The organism is Helicobacter pylori (genome assembly GCF_021062735.1).
GTDB lineage: Bacteria > Campylobacterota > Campylobacteria > Campylobacterales > Helicobacteraceae > Helicobacter > Helicobacter pylori_DN.
Genome location: NZ_JAHXLB010000006.1, coordinates 15212 through 30077, shown reverse-complemented (window position 1 = coordinate 30077; position 14866 = coordinate 15212). Strand labels below are relative to the sequence as shown.

The window sequence follows — 14866 nt, the reverse complement described above, 5'->3', positions numbered from 1 at the left end:
GCTTTTCTTTGAAATTGTTCCATGTGAAACATTAGGGTAATTGAGCTATTGATAAGACTTATTTAATTTAAATTTTTGACTTTCTCCAAACATGTATATAAATGATCAAGGGGTGTGTCTAAAATGGGTTCAAACATGAAAGAGTTAATGTGGATATTTTCAGGAGTAATCATTAAAACCTTTTGTATAACCCTTTTTTCATCATCAGATAGTTCTTTTTTAGTGGCATCATATAACTCCCTTGTTTGATTTTTCTCCGATTTGAATTCTTGATTTAGTTTATTTAACATCCATTCTTCAGCTTTTAATCTGATCGCCATTGAAAGAATAATCTTATTTTGTAATTCAATACGATTACGATCTTTATCGTTATAAATTTCTTCTGCAATATCATAAATTGCTTGAAAGTATAATTTTGAGTTATCTTTTTCAATTTTTTTCTTTTTTCGCTCTGTGCCAAAGACGCTATCAAAAATTTTTGAAATATCCTGAATTTGAATATTTTTTGTATTTTTTTAATGTGCAAGCAACTTGTAAGTTTTATATAATTGCTGTCTTTGTCTGCTTGAAAGCTTGTGTATTCAATCAAATTCCTCACAAAAGGTATCAGTGTGAAAAAGTCTTTATCATCTTCTGAGTCTCTAATCCATTTAATAAAACTCTTCAAATACCCACCTTTTTCAAAAATTATTTCTCTAGCATCATTTTTGCGGATTATTTTAATCTGTTCTCTAGGAATATCCAAACGGCTTGCTAGGGTGCGATAAAAATCAAAATTATGCGTCATCACGAGCAATTTAAATTGTCTGCATTCTTGCAAATCCTTAAGATACTCAATAATTGCATATTTATTTCTATAATCAAAAGAGTCTGAAATATCATCAAAAACTAAAAGTTGGACTTCGTCGCTTCTTTTTCTAGCCTCAATTTCAAACAAGATTTGTAAGATATATAACGCTCTCTTTTCTCCTCCGCTTAAATGTTTTTGCAAATCTTCTTTTTGAACATTCATATCCTGATTGTTATCAGAAAATATAAATCTAAATTGCGCGGTGTCTTTATTCAATAAAATATCTTTTTGATTTTGAAGCTCCACTTTAAAGGGAACAAGAAATCTTTGATTAAAAATTTCAATAACAGATTCCCATTCTTTCTGGTCTTTGTTAGCTTGTTTTATAATTTCTTCTATTTTAGGCTTTTTCTCTCTATAAAGATTAACCAAACTTTTAACATTTTGGATAACTTGTTTAAGATAGCTAAACAACACCTTTTTTCTAAAAGAATCATAATCTAAAAGTTCTGTCAATAATGTATTATCCTTATTGATAGAATCTTTAAAGGCTTTAAGTTCCTTATTAGCATTTATGACTTTTTCAATCTTATCAAAGCTCTCTTTAAGCTCCTCATTATTTAAAATTCTATTTTTTTCATTTTCAAAAATATCTGACAATTTTTGATAATTCGTAATTTCCTCTCCAGCAATTTTCAAACTATGGTTAGCTTTAAAAAACCTGTTATTTTCTAAAGCTTTTTTAAGATCATCAGCATGATTTGTTCCAAAATCCCCACTATTCATATGTTTAAAAATCTTAGATTGAGACAATAACTCTTGATATTTATTAAAATACTGCTCAATCAAATCATGATGCTTATTGACAAAATCTTTTACTTTTTTTGATCCATCAAATATATCACGATATTTAAAAGAATAGTGTTTTTCGCTGCTTTCTATTTCCGTCAAATGATTATCTAAAATTTCATAAAAACTTTTATTTTTTTCATTTTTAATGGTTTTTATTTCTTCTTCATAATCAAAACCGCTTGCAATATCTCTAAGACTTTTTAAAAGTGCCTTCTTTTCTTTTTCTAATTCTAAAAGAATATTATCATATCGTTGTTTGAGGTCTGATTTTGCCATAAAAGTTGTAACGCTGTCTTCAGAGCTAAATTCTTCATCATAAGAATGAAAAACAGCAACATTTTCTTTTGATATTTTCTCACCATTAAATTCAATCTCTATTTTACTTTTACGATTAGGATAAAAATTATCTTTTGGCATTTCGTTATTTATCAAATCGGTCAGGCTTTTTGCAAATGAAGTTTTAAAAACCCCATTTTGAGCATATAAAAGATAGCTGTTTGATCGTGAAAAATCTAAAAATTTTTCTTGTATCTTGCCTATCCCATAACAATTCTCTATATTGATAATTTCTAACTTCATTGACTACTCCTTAGTAAATTTAATCAAACCTTATCGTATTCATTTCAATAAGACCTTTTTAAAGATTAAGTTTAAATTGATCCAAATTGAGATTGTTCCATGTGAAACATTAGAGTAATTGAGCTTATTAGCTCTAATCTTTACGATTTAAAATCTCATTAATCAACGTGCTTAATTGATCTTTGTTCATTTTGGTTTTGTATTCAATATTCACGCCTTGCTTTTTTAAAGCTTCAAAAAATTTCTTAGCGGTTGAAATTTTCCGCTTTTCTTCAGGGCGTAATTCGCTTTTTTTATCAACCCCCTTAGTTTCTACCACTAACAACACTTTTTTATCGTTATTTTCAACCACATACCCAAAATCAGGGCTATAAGTTTGATTTAACCCTACTGGGATTTTAACCCTAGGGAGCTTACCAAAAACAATGATTTTAGTGTCGTTAGATTCTTCAATCGTGTCTTTTTCAATCTCGCTTTCCACTTGCATGAAATTTTCATACAGGCATTTTTCTTGAGCGCTTGAATTTTTAATTTCATATTTGTTCTCCCCCAAACTCCCGTCTAAAAATTCTCTAATTTCTCCTTTTTCATCATAAAACGCATCATTTTTTCTGTTTTTAATCATCGTTTCGCGCATTTGATAGGAGATTTTATCTTTAATATTTTGATAAATGATTTCCAAAAACAGCTCTTCTAAGTGCCTTAAGCCCTCTTGTTCGTTTTTTTTAATTAGCTCAAATTTGTTTTCATCAATGTTTTCTAACACTTTAGCCACGCTTTTAAAACTCAATTTCACCTTATTAGACAAGGCACTGATAAATTCATGCAAGCTCCACACGCATGCACTTTCTCGATCAAAAGTCTTTGTAGTAGCGTTATTTCCCATAGTTTCTACTTTTTTACGCGTCGTAACCGAAACGATTTTTGAACTGACATTAAAAGAAGAATTAATATTTTTAACAATCTCATCAATCAAGATCTCGCTATCAATGGCATAAGCGATCCGGGCTTGATGGTTCAAACCCGCCCATAAGGTTTCAAATTTTTTAAAATTTTCTTTATTGATTTTGATTTTTTCAGTTTTTCGCTCGTTTTTGTTCCTCACTCTGGAATTACCAATCAAGCGATCTTTTAAAAAATCTTTTAATTTTTCAAAATCCAGGTATTTTTCATCTTTTAATTTTTCAAGTTCCGGCTCTTTTTTTAAAAATTCGTTTTGATTGAGGGTGAGTTTAAAATTTTCATCATCTGTTTTTTCTCCAAAACCCAAACCCTCTAATGTTTCCAATAAAACCCCGTAATACCCTTTTTTAACAACGCCGCTTTTTTCTAACTCTTCTGCGCTAAACGCTTGTTTAATCAAGCTGTGTTCGCTTATCTCTTGCTGAATCGCTCCCACAAAATCCCCCTCAACTTGCGGCACGATCACCACCAATTCATTGACAAAATCAAAATCAGCATGCTCTTTAGTGATGCGTTCGCCCTTATCATTCACAGCGAGCCTTAACCCCCTACCGATTTGTTGCAATTTAGTGATATTGGAATGGCTGGGGGCTAATTTGCAAATCGTCATCACATTAGGGTTATCCCACCCCTCTTGCAACGCCCATTGCGAAAAAATAAACCTGAGATCGGATTCAAAACTCAGCAATTTTTCTTTTTCTTTTAAAATGAGCGCGATCACTTGGGCTTCATCGCTCTCTTTCTTGCTTTTAGCAAAATACCCTCCATGCACTTTGTGAATAGCGTCTTTGGTGCGCTCTAAATACGCTCTGTAATTGTTATCTAAATCTTCTTTTTTTAAGACTTCTTCAAGCTTTTGTTGGTAGAGTTTTTCAAATAAAAGGGCCAATTTAGCCGGCTTTTCATTCTCGCTTAAATAGCTATTCACCCCGCTAATAAACACCATGCACAAAGCTTTAATCCCCTTTTTAAAAAGCCCTTCTTCTCTTTCAAAATGGCTTTTTATCGCTTCTTTCAGCATCACTTCTTGCTCGCCCTCTAAAAGATGAGAAAAAGGCTCTTTTTGATCCAGCAACAAATTAAAGCCATTGAGAAAACGAATCTCAGTTTTAGTGATTTTTTCTACAATGTAATCTTCTAAAGCGCTGATTTGAGTTAGCGCGCCTAAATTATCATGCTCTTTGACTTTGACGCTTTGAGTTTTATTTTCTAAATCCGTGTAGTTAATCATAGCTTCTCCTTTTTCAATCCCTTTAAGCTCTAAAAAACACTCATCACTCTCCCCCACAGACGCCACGCTGATGCTTTTCACTAGGGCGCAATCAAACGCTTTTTTGCTGTCTAGCACATAAATCAGATTATTATAACCATCTTTAAAAGTCGCCCCAAACCTGAGCGTGATTAAAGCGTTTAATTGTTCCAAATATTTTTTTGTTTTATCGCCTAAAAATCGGTGCGGTTCGTCCATGATTACGATGGGGCGTATACTCGCTAAAGCTTGCATGTAACTTTTTGCGCCATTGAATAGATTCGTGTTTTCTAGGCATGATTGATTGATAGTGTTTTTCTCTTTATTAAAAGCAGAAAAAGTCATCACCAACACACAGCATTTGTGATTACTCGCTAAAATAAATCTTTCTACATCTTCATAGCTTTCTAAATACGTGTTAGAATACTCGCTTTTAAAAAATTCTCTTGTGATTTCAATACTCTTTAAAACCCCTAATTTAATGGCGTTGCTTGGCGTTAAAACGATAAATTTTGACAAATGGTAGTTTTTGTGCAAGGCATAAACGCATTCCAAAAAGCAAAAGGTCTTCCCGGTGCCTGTTTCCATTAAAATATCGCAGTTTAACGACTTGTCAATCCCCACGCTTCCCTGGGTTATTTTTTGTTTCGATCGTAAATTCTCAATATTTTCTAATAAAACATCTTTGAGCGCCTCTATTTCAAAAACAGGGTTAGCAATCCTTTGAATATCATTTTCTAGCTCTTCAAAATAGATCCCCTTAAACACCCCTAAAATCTGGTCCCGGCATTGCTCCTGATAATCCAATCGTTTGAATTTGATTTTCACCTCTACCCCCTAATCTTTAAATCGCCGCTCTCTAATTTCAAATCAAACAAATTACTGCCCAATTCCAAACACAGCCTATCATTACTAATAGCGGGCATATACATGCTGATTTTTTCCACCCCTTTATCTTTCAAGTTTTCTAAAACCTCACTCATTTCTATATCCCCCACAATGAAAGCCGTATTTAAAGCCAGATACAAGGCGTTTTCAATCAAGCAAATTATAGGCGTAGTGAGCTCCAAACCCTCGCAGCCTAAAAGCTTGATTAAAATCGTTTGGGTTTCCATTCTATCAAGGTTAGAATAAGCGAACAAATCCTTTTGATGGGCTTGACTGAGATTTTTATCGTTAGCATGCGTTTCATCATCAATGATTTCAAACGCTCTAAACCCCACATCTAAATGGGGGCAAGCTTCTTGGATTTTAGCCCCCGCTCTTTTAATCCTTTCTTCGGTGATGTCAAAAATGCTTGGGGAGGCGGATTTTAAGGTGTTTAAACAAAAATCATAAGCGCTTTTGTTTTTCTTGGGATCAATTTTTTCATCTAACTGGACGAGAATGAAGCGCCTTTCTTTAAATGCGGCGTTCAAGCCATTAAATAACCCCCCCCCCCTCACTTAATTTTTGATAATCGCTCTTATTACTCTCTAACACGGCATGAGCGGTTGTCCCGCTCCCGGCGAAAAAATCTAAGATGATGTCGCCTTTTTCAGTAGTTTGCTCTATGAGAAAACTTATCAATTCAACAGGTTTAGAATAATCAAAAATATTCTTAACATTAAAAATTGATTGTAATTTTTTATTTGACATATCATTAGAGTATTTATTATCTAAAAATTCTATACTTGAAATATTTTTAGTGCGGTTAAAATATTCTATTTTATAAGGCTTGCTATCAGATATTTTAGCCTTTGTGTAAGTTTTTGTATAAATTCTATTGTTTTTAACTTCTATAAAACCATTAGCCAATCCAAAATCAAATTTTGCTTTGCTCCAACGCCAAACCCAATCAATCGTTCCAAAATTACCTTTTTGTCTTTCAGTATAAGTTTCCAATCCGCCAGCATAAAACTTTTCATTACCAATTACAATTTCATAATCCATTTTTTTATTATATTGAAGTGAATTGTAATCCAAATTTTGATTTAATTTATACCCACCTCTTTCATTGTAAAATTCATCTTTTAAAGGGTAATCGTTTTCATCAATATCAATCTGTTTAAAATTGATACTATTCTTTTGATAACACAAAACATAATCATGATTTTTAGCGATTTGATTAGTGGATTTTCCTGCTTTCTTTGTTAATCTTGGCATTTCAGCCACAAAATTCCCCTCCCCAAAAATTTCATCGCATAAAAGTTTGAGTTGGGCACACTCGTTATCGTCAATAGAAATGAAAATCACGCCGTCTTGTTTGAGCAAATCTTTAGCGAGCAACAATCTAGGATACATGAAACTAAGCCACCCGCTATGGCATTTTGACCCAAAAAGATTCTTGATATAATCCAACTTTTCTTTAGAATAATCCAATTGTTTTAAAGTCTCTTCATTGGATTGCGAGAAATCATCATCATAGATAAAATTCTCGTTTTTCGTGTTGTAGGGCGGATCAATGTAAATCATTTTGATTTTTTCACTATAGCTTTGTTTTAAGATTTTGAGAGCGTCTAAATTATCGCCCTTGATGAGAATGTGCTTGCTCGTGGATTTATTTAAGGGCTTTAAAATCTTATTGTTTTTCTTAAAAGCTTCATTTAAAGCGATTTTCTTACCCACAAAATCCAACCCATAGCCCTCTTCTTTTATCTCGCTAAAATCCCCGAGTAACGCTTTTAATCTTCCCGCATTTAGCGTGAGTTTGTTATCATTTTCTATACTCAAGCAACCGGGAAAATAACGATTAAAAATTTCTACATTTTTTTCATTAACGCTTTTTTCTCCACCAATTTCTTTATTTTGCATCTCTATCCTTTTTTTAAATGATTTAAATTACCTAATTCCACCTTAATTTTCAAATGTTCCATGTGAAACGCTAGCGGCCTTTAAAAAATCCTGTTTCACTTCAGCGATAATGTTTTCATCTTTGGCTAAGTCAATGTATTCAAAACTATTCCCGCTCTGCTCCCCACCCTGGAGCAAGTCCCCGCTTTTTCTGTATTCTAAATCCAATTCAGCGATTTTAAAGCCGTCCAATTCGTCAGCAAATTTTTCTAATCGTTCGTTTTCTTCTTGGATCGTGCATAAAAAACAATAGCCTTTCAAGCCGTTACGAGACACGCGCCCCCTTAACTGGTGTAAAGTCGCTAAGCCTAACCTTTCGGGCGCTAAAATCACCATCACGCTCAATCGTGGTAAAGAAATGCCCACCTCAATGAGCGTAGTCGCTAAAAGAATGCTCCCGGATTCTCTAAATTCTTCAATCACTTCTTCTTTATTTTTATCTTGCCCTGAAGTGGTATAAACCTTTTTAAAGCGTTTTTGCCAAAAACTTGCCCCCTCACTGAGCGATAAATACGGGATTTTTTCGCTTTCATTCACCAGCGGATAAACGACAATGACTTGATGGTTTTTAGCGATTTCTTCGCTGATTTTCTCCATCACTATTTTAAAATCTCTTTTATGCAAGACTAGAGTTTCAATCTCTTTAGGATAAGGGATTTCTCTAATCATGGTCGTTTTCACAAACGCGCTTTTGGCTAGGGCAAGCGTGCGAGGGATGGGGGTAGCAGAAAATTGCAAGGAATGGGGTTTATTACCCTTACTGCTTGCCATTTTTTCTAATTGGTAGCGTTGCTTTGTGCCAAATCGGTGCTGCTCATCAGTGATCACTAAAGCGAATTCATTCAAATCGCGCTTATCAAACAACAACGCTTGCGTGCCGATAACCACATGCGTGATTGTTTCAAACAAATGATTGGATCGCTTCTTGTGGCTCCCGCCGAGCAGTAATTCCACTTCAAAATAAGGGGGTAAAAATTTTAAGGCTTCGTTATAAAGCTGTTTAGCGAGAATGGAAGTGGGCGCCATTAAAAGGGTTTTATTAGGGTAAGCTAATACCATGCTCGCTAAAATCACCATCGTTTTCCCGCACCCCACATCGCCTATAATCAAACGCTTGCACGCTATAGAACTGGTGAGATCGCTTTGGATTTCTTTAATGGCGTTTTGTTGGTCGTTGGTGAGTTTAAAGGGTAAAGAAGCGATAAACGCTTTCAAGCGTTCGCTATTGTTGTGGCATGCGATTTTAGCGCTGAATTGCAATTTTTTGCGCTCTAAATTTTTCATATAAAAAAGCATTTCAATGTATTTTAATGCGTTTAAATGTTGTGAAGGAAAATTTTTATTCGTTTCAAAATCCTTGACAAAATGTGGCGTGGGGAAAAAGATTTCTAACAATAAATGCGCGATATTCTCTTTAATACCTTCCTTTTTTAAATTTTCTAATGAAATGAGTTTTTGTAAATTTTCTTGTATTTTTTTATGATTTTTAACTTTTTTAAAAATTAAAGAAATTTTTCCAAATTCGGTAAGGATTTTAGGCGTGTTAATGATATAAGCTTGATTAAAAGAGCTTTGCTCTAATTTACCATAAATGAACAAACTCTCGCCGGTTTTAAACTGGTTGTGATGGAACGCGCTGTAATTGAAAAAAACAAGCTCTAAATTTTTGTAAAATCGTTTGGAATAGGCAAAAATTTTTAAAACTTTGGCGTAGTTTCTTTTATCTAAAATATCCACTTCTAAAACGCCGCTCAAGCCCGTTTCAAAATGTTTTAATAAATTCAAATCTTTATAACCTTTGGGCGTATAAACAAGCAAGGCTTCTAAAAGCGATTTCACATTCAATGTTTTTAATAAATTATCTGTTTCTTGCAATTTGTTCTTACCCTAGCCAATCCTTAATCATTTTTATGATAAGATAGTCAAATTATACATTGACTTAAGGAAATTTAATTGATGAAATCTAAAATCACTCATTTTATCGCTATCTCTTTTGTTTTAAGCCTGTTTAGTGCATGCAAGGACGATCCTAAAAAATCGTCTCAATCGCACCAAAATAACCACCAAACCACTAAAAAGACGCAAAACAATCAAAATAATCAAGCTAATAACGATGTGGAAAAAATTGAACATGAAGAAGATGATGAAAAAACCACCAAAGAAGTGAATGATCTGATCGATGAAGAAAATAAAGTTGATGAATTCAATAAAGAAAATGCTGATCCTTCACAAAAAAGAACGAACAATGTTTTGCAACGAGCCACTAACCACCAAGACAATCTCAGCTCCCCACTCAACAGGAACTATTAAAGTTTGAAATTTTTTTCAAAGGATTTATTTAAAAAAGTAACCCCCTTATTTTTAAGCGTTTGTTTTTTAAACCCTACCATTGTGCAAGCTAAAAGCCGTTTTTATGTGGCTTCTCAATATCAGGTAGGCAAAATGATCATGAAAAAATACAACGATCTTAAACGCACGATTGAAGGGGCGAGCTTTTCTTTAGGCTGGGAGATTAACCCCACCAATTATTGGTTTTATTCTCGCTATTACTTTTTTATGGATTATGGGAATGTCATACTCAATAAAAGAACGGGCGCTCAAGCGAACATGTTCACTTATGGCTTTGGAGGGGATTTGATCGTGGAATACAATAAAAACCCCTTGTATGTATTTTCTCTTTTTTATGGCATGCAAGTTGCCGAAAACACATGGACTCTTTCCAAACACAGCACAAATTTCATCATTGACGATTGGCGCAGCATTCAAGGGTTTTCACTCAAAACTTCCAATTTTAGGATGTTGGGTTTAGTGGGGTTTAAATTCCAAACCGTGCTATTCCACCATGACGCTAGTATTGAAGTGGGGATCAAATGGCCTTTTGCTTTTGAATACGACTCAGCCTTTGTGAGGCTTTTTTCTGTCTTTATTTCGCACACTTTCTACCTTTAAACTAATTCCAACCCCACCGGGCAATGATCACTCCCTAAAATATCTTTATAGATTAAAGCGTCTTTTAAGCGCGTTTTTAAAGGGTTAGAGCATAAAAAATAATCAATGCGCCAACCAATGTTTTTATCCCTTGCTTGTTGCATATAACTCCACCAGGTGTAAGCCTTTTCTTTATTGGGATAAAAATAACGGAAAGTGTCAATAAAGCCAGCGTTCAAAAGCTCGCTGAATTTTTCTCTCTCTTCATCGCTAAAGCCCGCATTTTTTCGGTTGGTTTTGGGGTTTTCTAAATCAATTTCATTGTGGGCCACATTCAAATCCCCGCACACAATGACCGGTTTTTTCAACTCTAAAGCTTTTAAAAATTTCTTAAATTCCACTTCCCAACTCATGCGATAACTGAGCCTGGATAGGGCTTGTTGGGAATTAGGGGTATAAACATTTACTAAATAAAAGGACTCAAATTCGCAAGTTATTACGCGCCCTTCTTTGTCATGCTCTTCCATATTAATACCATAGCTCACGCTTAAAGGCTCTTTTTTAGTGAAAGTTACCACCCCAGAATAGCCCTTTTTAATCGCGCAATTCCAAAAATCAAAATACCCCTTAAATTCAAAGGCGTTTTGTTCTTGCTGCATTTTAGATTCTTGAATGCAAAAAACATCCGCATTTACGCTATTAAAAAAATCCATAAAGCCCTTAGTCATGCAAGCCCTTAACCCGTTCACATTCCATGAGATCAATTTCATTTTAATCCTTGTTTGATTTTGAGTGAATTATATCTTTTTAGTCATTTTTTAAAAATTAAGCTTTATTTTACCTTTTTTATGTAATAATTGTTTTTTGCTTGGCTTGATAGCTCAGTCGGTAGAGCAGAAGACTGAAAATCTTCGTGTCGGTGGTTCGATTCCGCCTCAAGCCACCATCTTAAACTTCGTTGAATAAATAATTCCCTTTTTTGACACACACCACACGAGAGTTTTCAATACTCAAAGGCGTGCTTTTGGCTCGTGGTTGCTCTTCTATTTCTAAGGCCATGCACACCCCTTCTTTAAAACGCACATGGTTTTTAACCCATTCTTTGTATTCACTGCTTTCTTTAATTATATCGTTTAAATAATGCCCCTCATACACTTCCACAAATTCCATGAATTTTTCATTCAAATTCAATTCATTATGCGTTATTTCGCTTTTTCGTGTGGAAGAATAAGCCAATTCGCTAGTTTCATAAAAAGTCGGCTCTACTTGATCGTCTTGTTTGGGGCGCTCATAAATGGCTTTCACTAATTGCGTGGTGATTTGATACTCACTCTCCCACGCTTGTTTTAAAGGCTCTTCTATGAGATAGCATTGCCTAGTCGTGCCGTCTTTTCTTGCTCTAGCCCTTTTGCATTTTTCCGTAGAGCTTCTGGCTTGAAGAATCGTAAAATTGTTTTTAGCTTCAAAAGTTTGCGGCTCTTCTAAAGGCTCTGTTTTATGAACAGAGATTTTAGTATAGGGGGTAGTGATTTTACCGCTTTTATTTTCAGCGTGGCTGTAATCGCAAGGGGTAATATCTGTCGCAGTCTGTTTGTCTTCATCAACGCGTTTTAAAATGCTTGGGCGGTAAGCTTGTAAATTTTCATCGTCATAGACCCACTTCCCGCACGCAAATTCCTTAATATTAGGATCTCTAACGGCTTGTTTTTCCACACTATCCCTATTCTCATTGCTTTCATTAATATCAGCGTTAGAGGTGTTGTTAGGGAGCGTTTTTTCGGTGGGTGGCGTTATAAAGAGGTTGTTTTCTTGATCTTCTGAAGAATGCTTTAAAGGGGGTTTAGTGTCGTTTGTTGGTGTTTGAGTTTCGTTAGTGGGACTTATTTTGCTAGGAATTGCTAAAGGCTGTAAAAGGCTGTTTTTAGAGTTTTTAGAGCCTAGTTTGGGCTCTGGGTAAGAAAAGTTTTGAGGAGATTGTTGCGATGAGCTGGGTTTGTTTTGTGGTTTTTGCATGGATGCGTTTAAAGAAGGCATTTGGTGCGAGTGCGACTCTTTCAATTCTTTTGAAGAAAAAACAATTTGGGTGTTTCTAGGGATAGTAGGACGGTTAGGGTTTAAGGTCGTTTCTAAAGAAAGTTTTTCATCAAGGGGTTGATAGACGATTGCAGTGGATATGTGGGTGATAGTGAGCGTGAGTTTTTTGTGTGGGGAGATATTATAAACGCCTAAAACTTGTCTTGGTTCTTTAGAATCAAGGACTTTAGCCTTAAAAGTGCCTTTATGCGGTGAAGTTTTGATTTCTTCTAAAAGCTCGATCACAAGAGCTTGAAGAGGGTTAGAGAAAGTCAGAAAGAAAGACAGACAAAGGGTTTTTTTCATGCTTGTTCCTTTTTTATTTTGGATTTTTGGATTATATCTTAAAAAAAGGTTTAGTAAAAGTTATCAATAAGTTATAGATAGGTAACACTTTGATTAATAATAATTAGTAACAGTAGTAGGGGCGTGAATGAATGGAATGAAAAATCAAAAAGCTTTAGAGGCACGCGTTTTTATGGGGGTTGTGGGTTTTTAAAAAAAGTGAATGAAACGCTTTTTGATAAGCCTTTTTTCATTCACTTGAATTGAAAGCGGTTTTTTTGTCGTTCAATTCGTTCAGGCGGTTTTTGATTTCTTCTCTAAGGCTTAAGACAAAGGGGCTTTTTTCTTCTTCAAGCATTTTTTTAACGCTAGAATACATTTTAGAAATGCTTGAATGATCCTTTAAATCCAAAAATTGAGCGAGCGAGAGCGTGGGGTTAGGGGTATAAAGCCTGGCGAAATACACAACTAATTTTCTCGCCAAAGCGACATTTTTTTGGCGCGAAGAGATTTTGATTTCACTGGATTTGAGATTCAGGCTTTGCGCGACAGCGAGCAAGATATTTTCTAAGCTTGAGCCTTCAGCATGATCTTTTTGCAAATCTTCTAAAACGGTTTTAGCGAGATTCAAATCAATGGGAGCGTTCATTAAGTTCGCGTTCACGCTGATTTTAATGATCGCACCTTCCATTTGGCGGATATTGTCGCTGATGTGTTGGGCGATGTATTCCATCACTTCTTCAGGCAAAGTGATTTTATTGAGTTGGCATTTTTGTTTGACAATGGAAAGTTTGGTTTCTAAATCAGGGGGCATGACTTTAGCGGTTATCCCCCATTCAAAGCGCGATTTTAAGCGATCTTCTAAGCCGGCGATGTTTTTAGGCGATCGGTCTGAAATCAATACGATTTGTTTGCTGTTAGCATGCAATTCGTTAAAAGTGTGGAAAAATTCTTCTTCTAGCTTGGGTTTTCCTTGCAAAAATTGAGCGTCATCTAACAAGAAAAAGTCGCAATGGCGGTATTTTTTTTTAAAAGAATCCATGGTTTTGTTGTCTAAATGCTTTAAAAAGTCTGTCAAAAAATCTTCCGAAGTGACTAACACGACTTTTTTATGCTTTTCTAGGGCATGGTTACCGATAGCGTTTAAAATGTGTGTTTTGCCTAACCCTGTGCCGCCATAAAAAAGCACTGGGTTATAAGGGGGGGTATCGCTTTGGGCGACTTTTTTAGCGATTTCATAAACGGTGTTATTGCATGAGCCTACGACAAAATTTTCAAAAGTGTAAGAGTCTTTGACGCTCGTTTTTATGGCTTTGTAATTGATATTAGCTTGGGCGTTAATTTGGATTTTAGGCGCTACTTCAATACGCACATCTACGCTATGGGCTAAATGCATGCCTACTTTATTTTGGCTTAAAATTTCTTTAAGCAACGCGCCGTGTTTAGCTGTAATCCAATTGCATAAGAGCATGTTGGGGGCATAAAAAAAGGCAATGTCGCTCTTGCTCGCGTTAGGGTTGTATTTGAGCTGGCTAAAGTAATTTTCATACTCTATGGGGCTAACTTTTTGTTTGACTAGCGCCAAGATTTCTTTTTCAATATTGTTGTTGGTATCCATGGCGTTATTATAGCGTGAATAAGTTGTGAATGAAAAAGGAATAACATGTGAATGAAATGTGAATGAAGCCTTAAAATTAAGGTGTTTCTTTTAAGGGTTTGTCTATAATGCTTGATTTATAATAAGCTAATGGATGCGAAAAAAGGATTTTCATGCTGCTTTGCGCTGGAAGGAATGAGACTTTAAAAAAAGCGGTGCCTATTGGTGTGGGCTTGATAGGAAGCGCGATTAATTTAACGAGAATGTGTTTAAAAAACCCTGATACAGAAAGCCTTATTTTTATAGGGAGTGCGGGGAGTTATAGCCCAGAAATTGAGCTTTTAAGCGTGTTTGAAAGCGTTTGCGGCTATCAGATTGAAGAGAGTTTTAGCCATTTAAACAGCTACACGCCTTTGGATAATTTCATTCAAATAGAAACCAAAGAGGAAGCTCTTTTTGAAAGGGTGGGCGTGAATAGCAGTAACTATATCCACACCAGCGAAATGTTTGCTAAAAAAATGGTTCAAAAGGGCGTTTTATTAGAAAACATGGAGTTTTTTAGCGTCTTAAGCGTGGCTAAGGCGTTTTCTTTAAAGGCTAAAGGGATTTTTTGCGTGAGTAACCATGTGGGGCTTAACGCACATAAGGAATTTAAAGAAAACCACGCCAAAGTCAAACAGATTTTAGAAAACATCATTGATAGTTTAATAGTTTAGCT

At 35.0% G+C, this 14866-nt stretch carries 11 protein-coding genes, 1 tRNA gene and 1 pseudogene; 5 read left to right on the top strand and 8 right to left on the bottom strand.

What is annotated here, in order from left to right; all coding sequences use genetic code 11:
• Positions 1-62 precede the first annotated feature (62 nt).
• From KX581_RS03620 to recG, 5 genes and pseudogenes are all read right to left on the bottom strand, one after another.
• Positions 63-2221, bottom strand: a pseudogene (locus KX581_RS03620) (hypothetical protein).
• 133 nt (positions 2222-2354) lie between these two features.
• Entirely contained in the window at positions 2355-5261 is a 2907-nt protein-coding gene (locus KX581_RS03615) for a type III restriction-modification system endonuclease (protein ID WP_231175615.1), read from the bottom strand.
• 2 nt (positions 5262-5263) lie between these two features.
• Positions 5264-5851 carry a site-specific DNA-methyltransferase gene (locus KX581_RS03610; RefSeq protein ID WP_128050237.1) on the bottom strand — a complete coding sequence of 196 codons (588 nt, stop codon included), beginning with the start codon at positions 5849-5851 and terminating at the stop codon, positions 5264-5266.
• Between the two features lie 4 nt (positions 5852-5855).
• Positions 5856-7226 carry a site-specific DNA-methyltransferase gene (locus tag KX581_RS03605; protein WP_231175614.1) on the bottom strand — a complete coding sequence of 457 codons (1371 nt, stop codon included), beginning with the start codon at positions 7224-7226 and terminating at the stop codon, positions 5856-5858.
• Between the two features lie 42 nt (positions 7227-7268).
• The gene (gene recG, locus KX581_RS03600) at positions 7269-9140 is read right to left on the bottom strand and encodes an ATP-dependent DNA helicase RecG (protein WP_231175613.1); all 1872 of its coding nucleotides are present in this window, start codon (positions 9138-9140) and stop codon (positions 7269-7271) included.
• A gap of 81 nt (positions 9141-9221) precedes the next feature.
• Here recG and KX581_RS03595 point away from each other — a divergent pair, with 81 nt between their 5' ends.
• A complete protein-coding gene (locus KX581_RS03595) occupies positions 9222-9575 on the top strand; it encodes a hypothetical protein (RefSeq protein WP_024116130.1) in 354 nt (117 codons plus the stop codon).
• A gap of 3 nt (positions 9576-9578) precedes the next feature.
• The gene (locus KX581_RS03590) at positions 9579-10214 is read left to right on the top strand and encodes an outer membrane protein (protein ID WP_231175612.1); all 636 of its coding nucleotides are present in this window, start codon (positions 9579-9581) and stop codon (positions 10212-10214) included.
• Here KX581_RS03590 and KX581_RS03585 read toward each other — a convergent pair.
• On the bottom strand, positions 10211-10963 hold the full coding sequence (locus tag KX581_RS03585; RefSeq protein ID WP_231175611.1) for an exodeoxyribonuclease III: 753 nt from the start codon (positions 10961-10963) through the stop codon (positions 10211-10213). The two genes, KX581_RS03590 and KX581_RS03585, sit on opposite strands and share 4 nt — an antisense overlap.
• A gap of 100 nt (positions 10964-11063) precedes the next feature.
• On the opposite strand from KX581_RS03585, the gene KX581_RS03580 reads away from it, so the two are divergent.
• A tRNA-Phe gene (locus KX581_RS03580) sits at positions 11064-11139 on the top strand.
• Positions 11140-11141: 2 nt separating this feature from the next.
• On the opposite strand, the gene KX581_RS03575 is transcribed toward KX581_RS03580, so the two are convergent.
• Entirely contained in the window at positions 11142-12572 is a 1431-nt protein-coding gene (locus KX581_RS03575) for a competence protein (protein WP_231175610.1), read from the bottom strand.
• A gap of 123 nt (positions 12573-12695) precedes the next feature.
• Between KX581_RS03575 and KX581_RS08255 the strand changes: the two genes are divergently transcribed.
• A complete protein-coding gene (locus KX581_RS08255; RefSeq protein ID WP_269201247.1) occupies positions 12696-12818 on the top strand; it encodes a hypothetical protein in 123 nt (40 codons plus the stop codon).
• Here KX581_RS08255 and dnaA read toward each other — a convergent pair.
• Positions 12802-14169 carry a chromosomal replication initiator protein DnaA gene (dnaA, locus tag KX581_RS03570; protein ID WP_231175609.1) on the bottom strand — a complete coding sequence of 456 codons (1368 nt, stop codon included), beginning with the start codon at positions 14167-14169 and terminating at the stop codon, positions 12802-12804. The genes KX581_RS08255 and dnaA overlap by 17 nt on opposite strands.
• A gap of 152 nt (positions 14170-14321) precedes the next feature.
• Here dnaA and KX581_RS03565 point away from each other — a divergent pair, with 152 nt between their 5' ends.
• Positions 14322-14864, top strand: a complete 543-nt coding sequence (locus KX581_RS03565; RefSeq protein ID WP_180511465.1) for a nucleoside phosphorylase-I family protein — start codon at positions 14322-14324, stop codon at positions 14862-14864.
• Positions 14865-14866 lie beyond the last annotated feature (2 nt).

Bases quoted from the DNA above. Each gene is read 5' to 3' on its own strand.
- KX581_RS03605 (WP_231175614.1), bottom strand. From the start codon at position 7,226: ATGCAAAATAAAGAAATTGGTGGAGAAAAAAGCGTTAATGAAAAAAAT.
- KX581_RS03595 (WP_024116130.1), top strand. From the start codon at position 9,222: ATGAAATCTAAAATCACTCATTTTATCGCTATCTCTTTTGTTTTAAGC.
- KX581_RS03585 (WP_231175611.1), bottom strand. From the start codon at position 10,963: ATGAAATTGATCTCATGGAATGTGAACGGGTTAAGGGCTTGCATGACT.
- KX581_RS03575 (WP_231175610.1), bottom strand. From the start codon at position 12,572: ATGAAAAAAACCCTTTGTCTGTCTTTCTTTCTGACTTTCTCTAACCCT.
- dnaA (WP_231175609.1), bottom strand. From the start codon at position 14,169: ATGGATACCAACAACAATATTGAAAAAGAAATCTTGGCGCTAGTCAAA.
- KX581_RS03565 (WP_180511465.1), top strand. From the start codon at position 14,322: ATGCTGCTTTGCGCTGGAAGGAATGAGACTTTAAAAAAAGCGGTGCCT.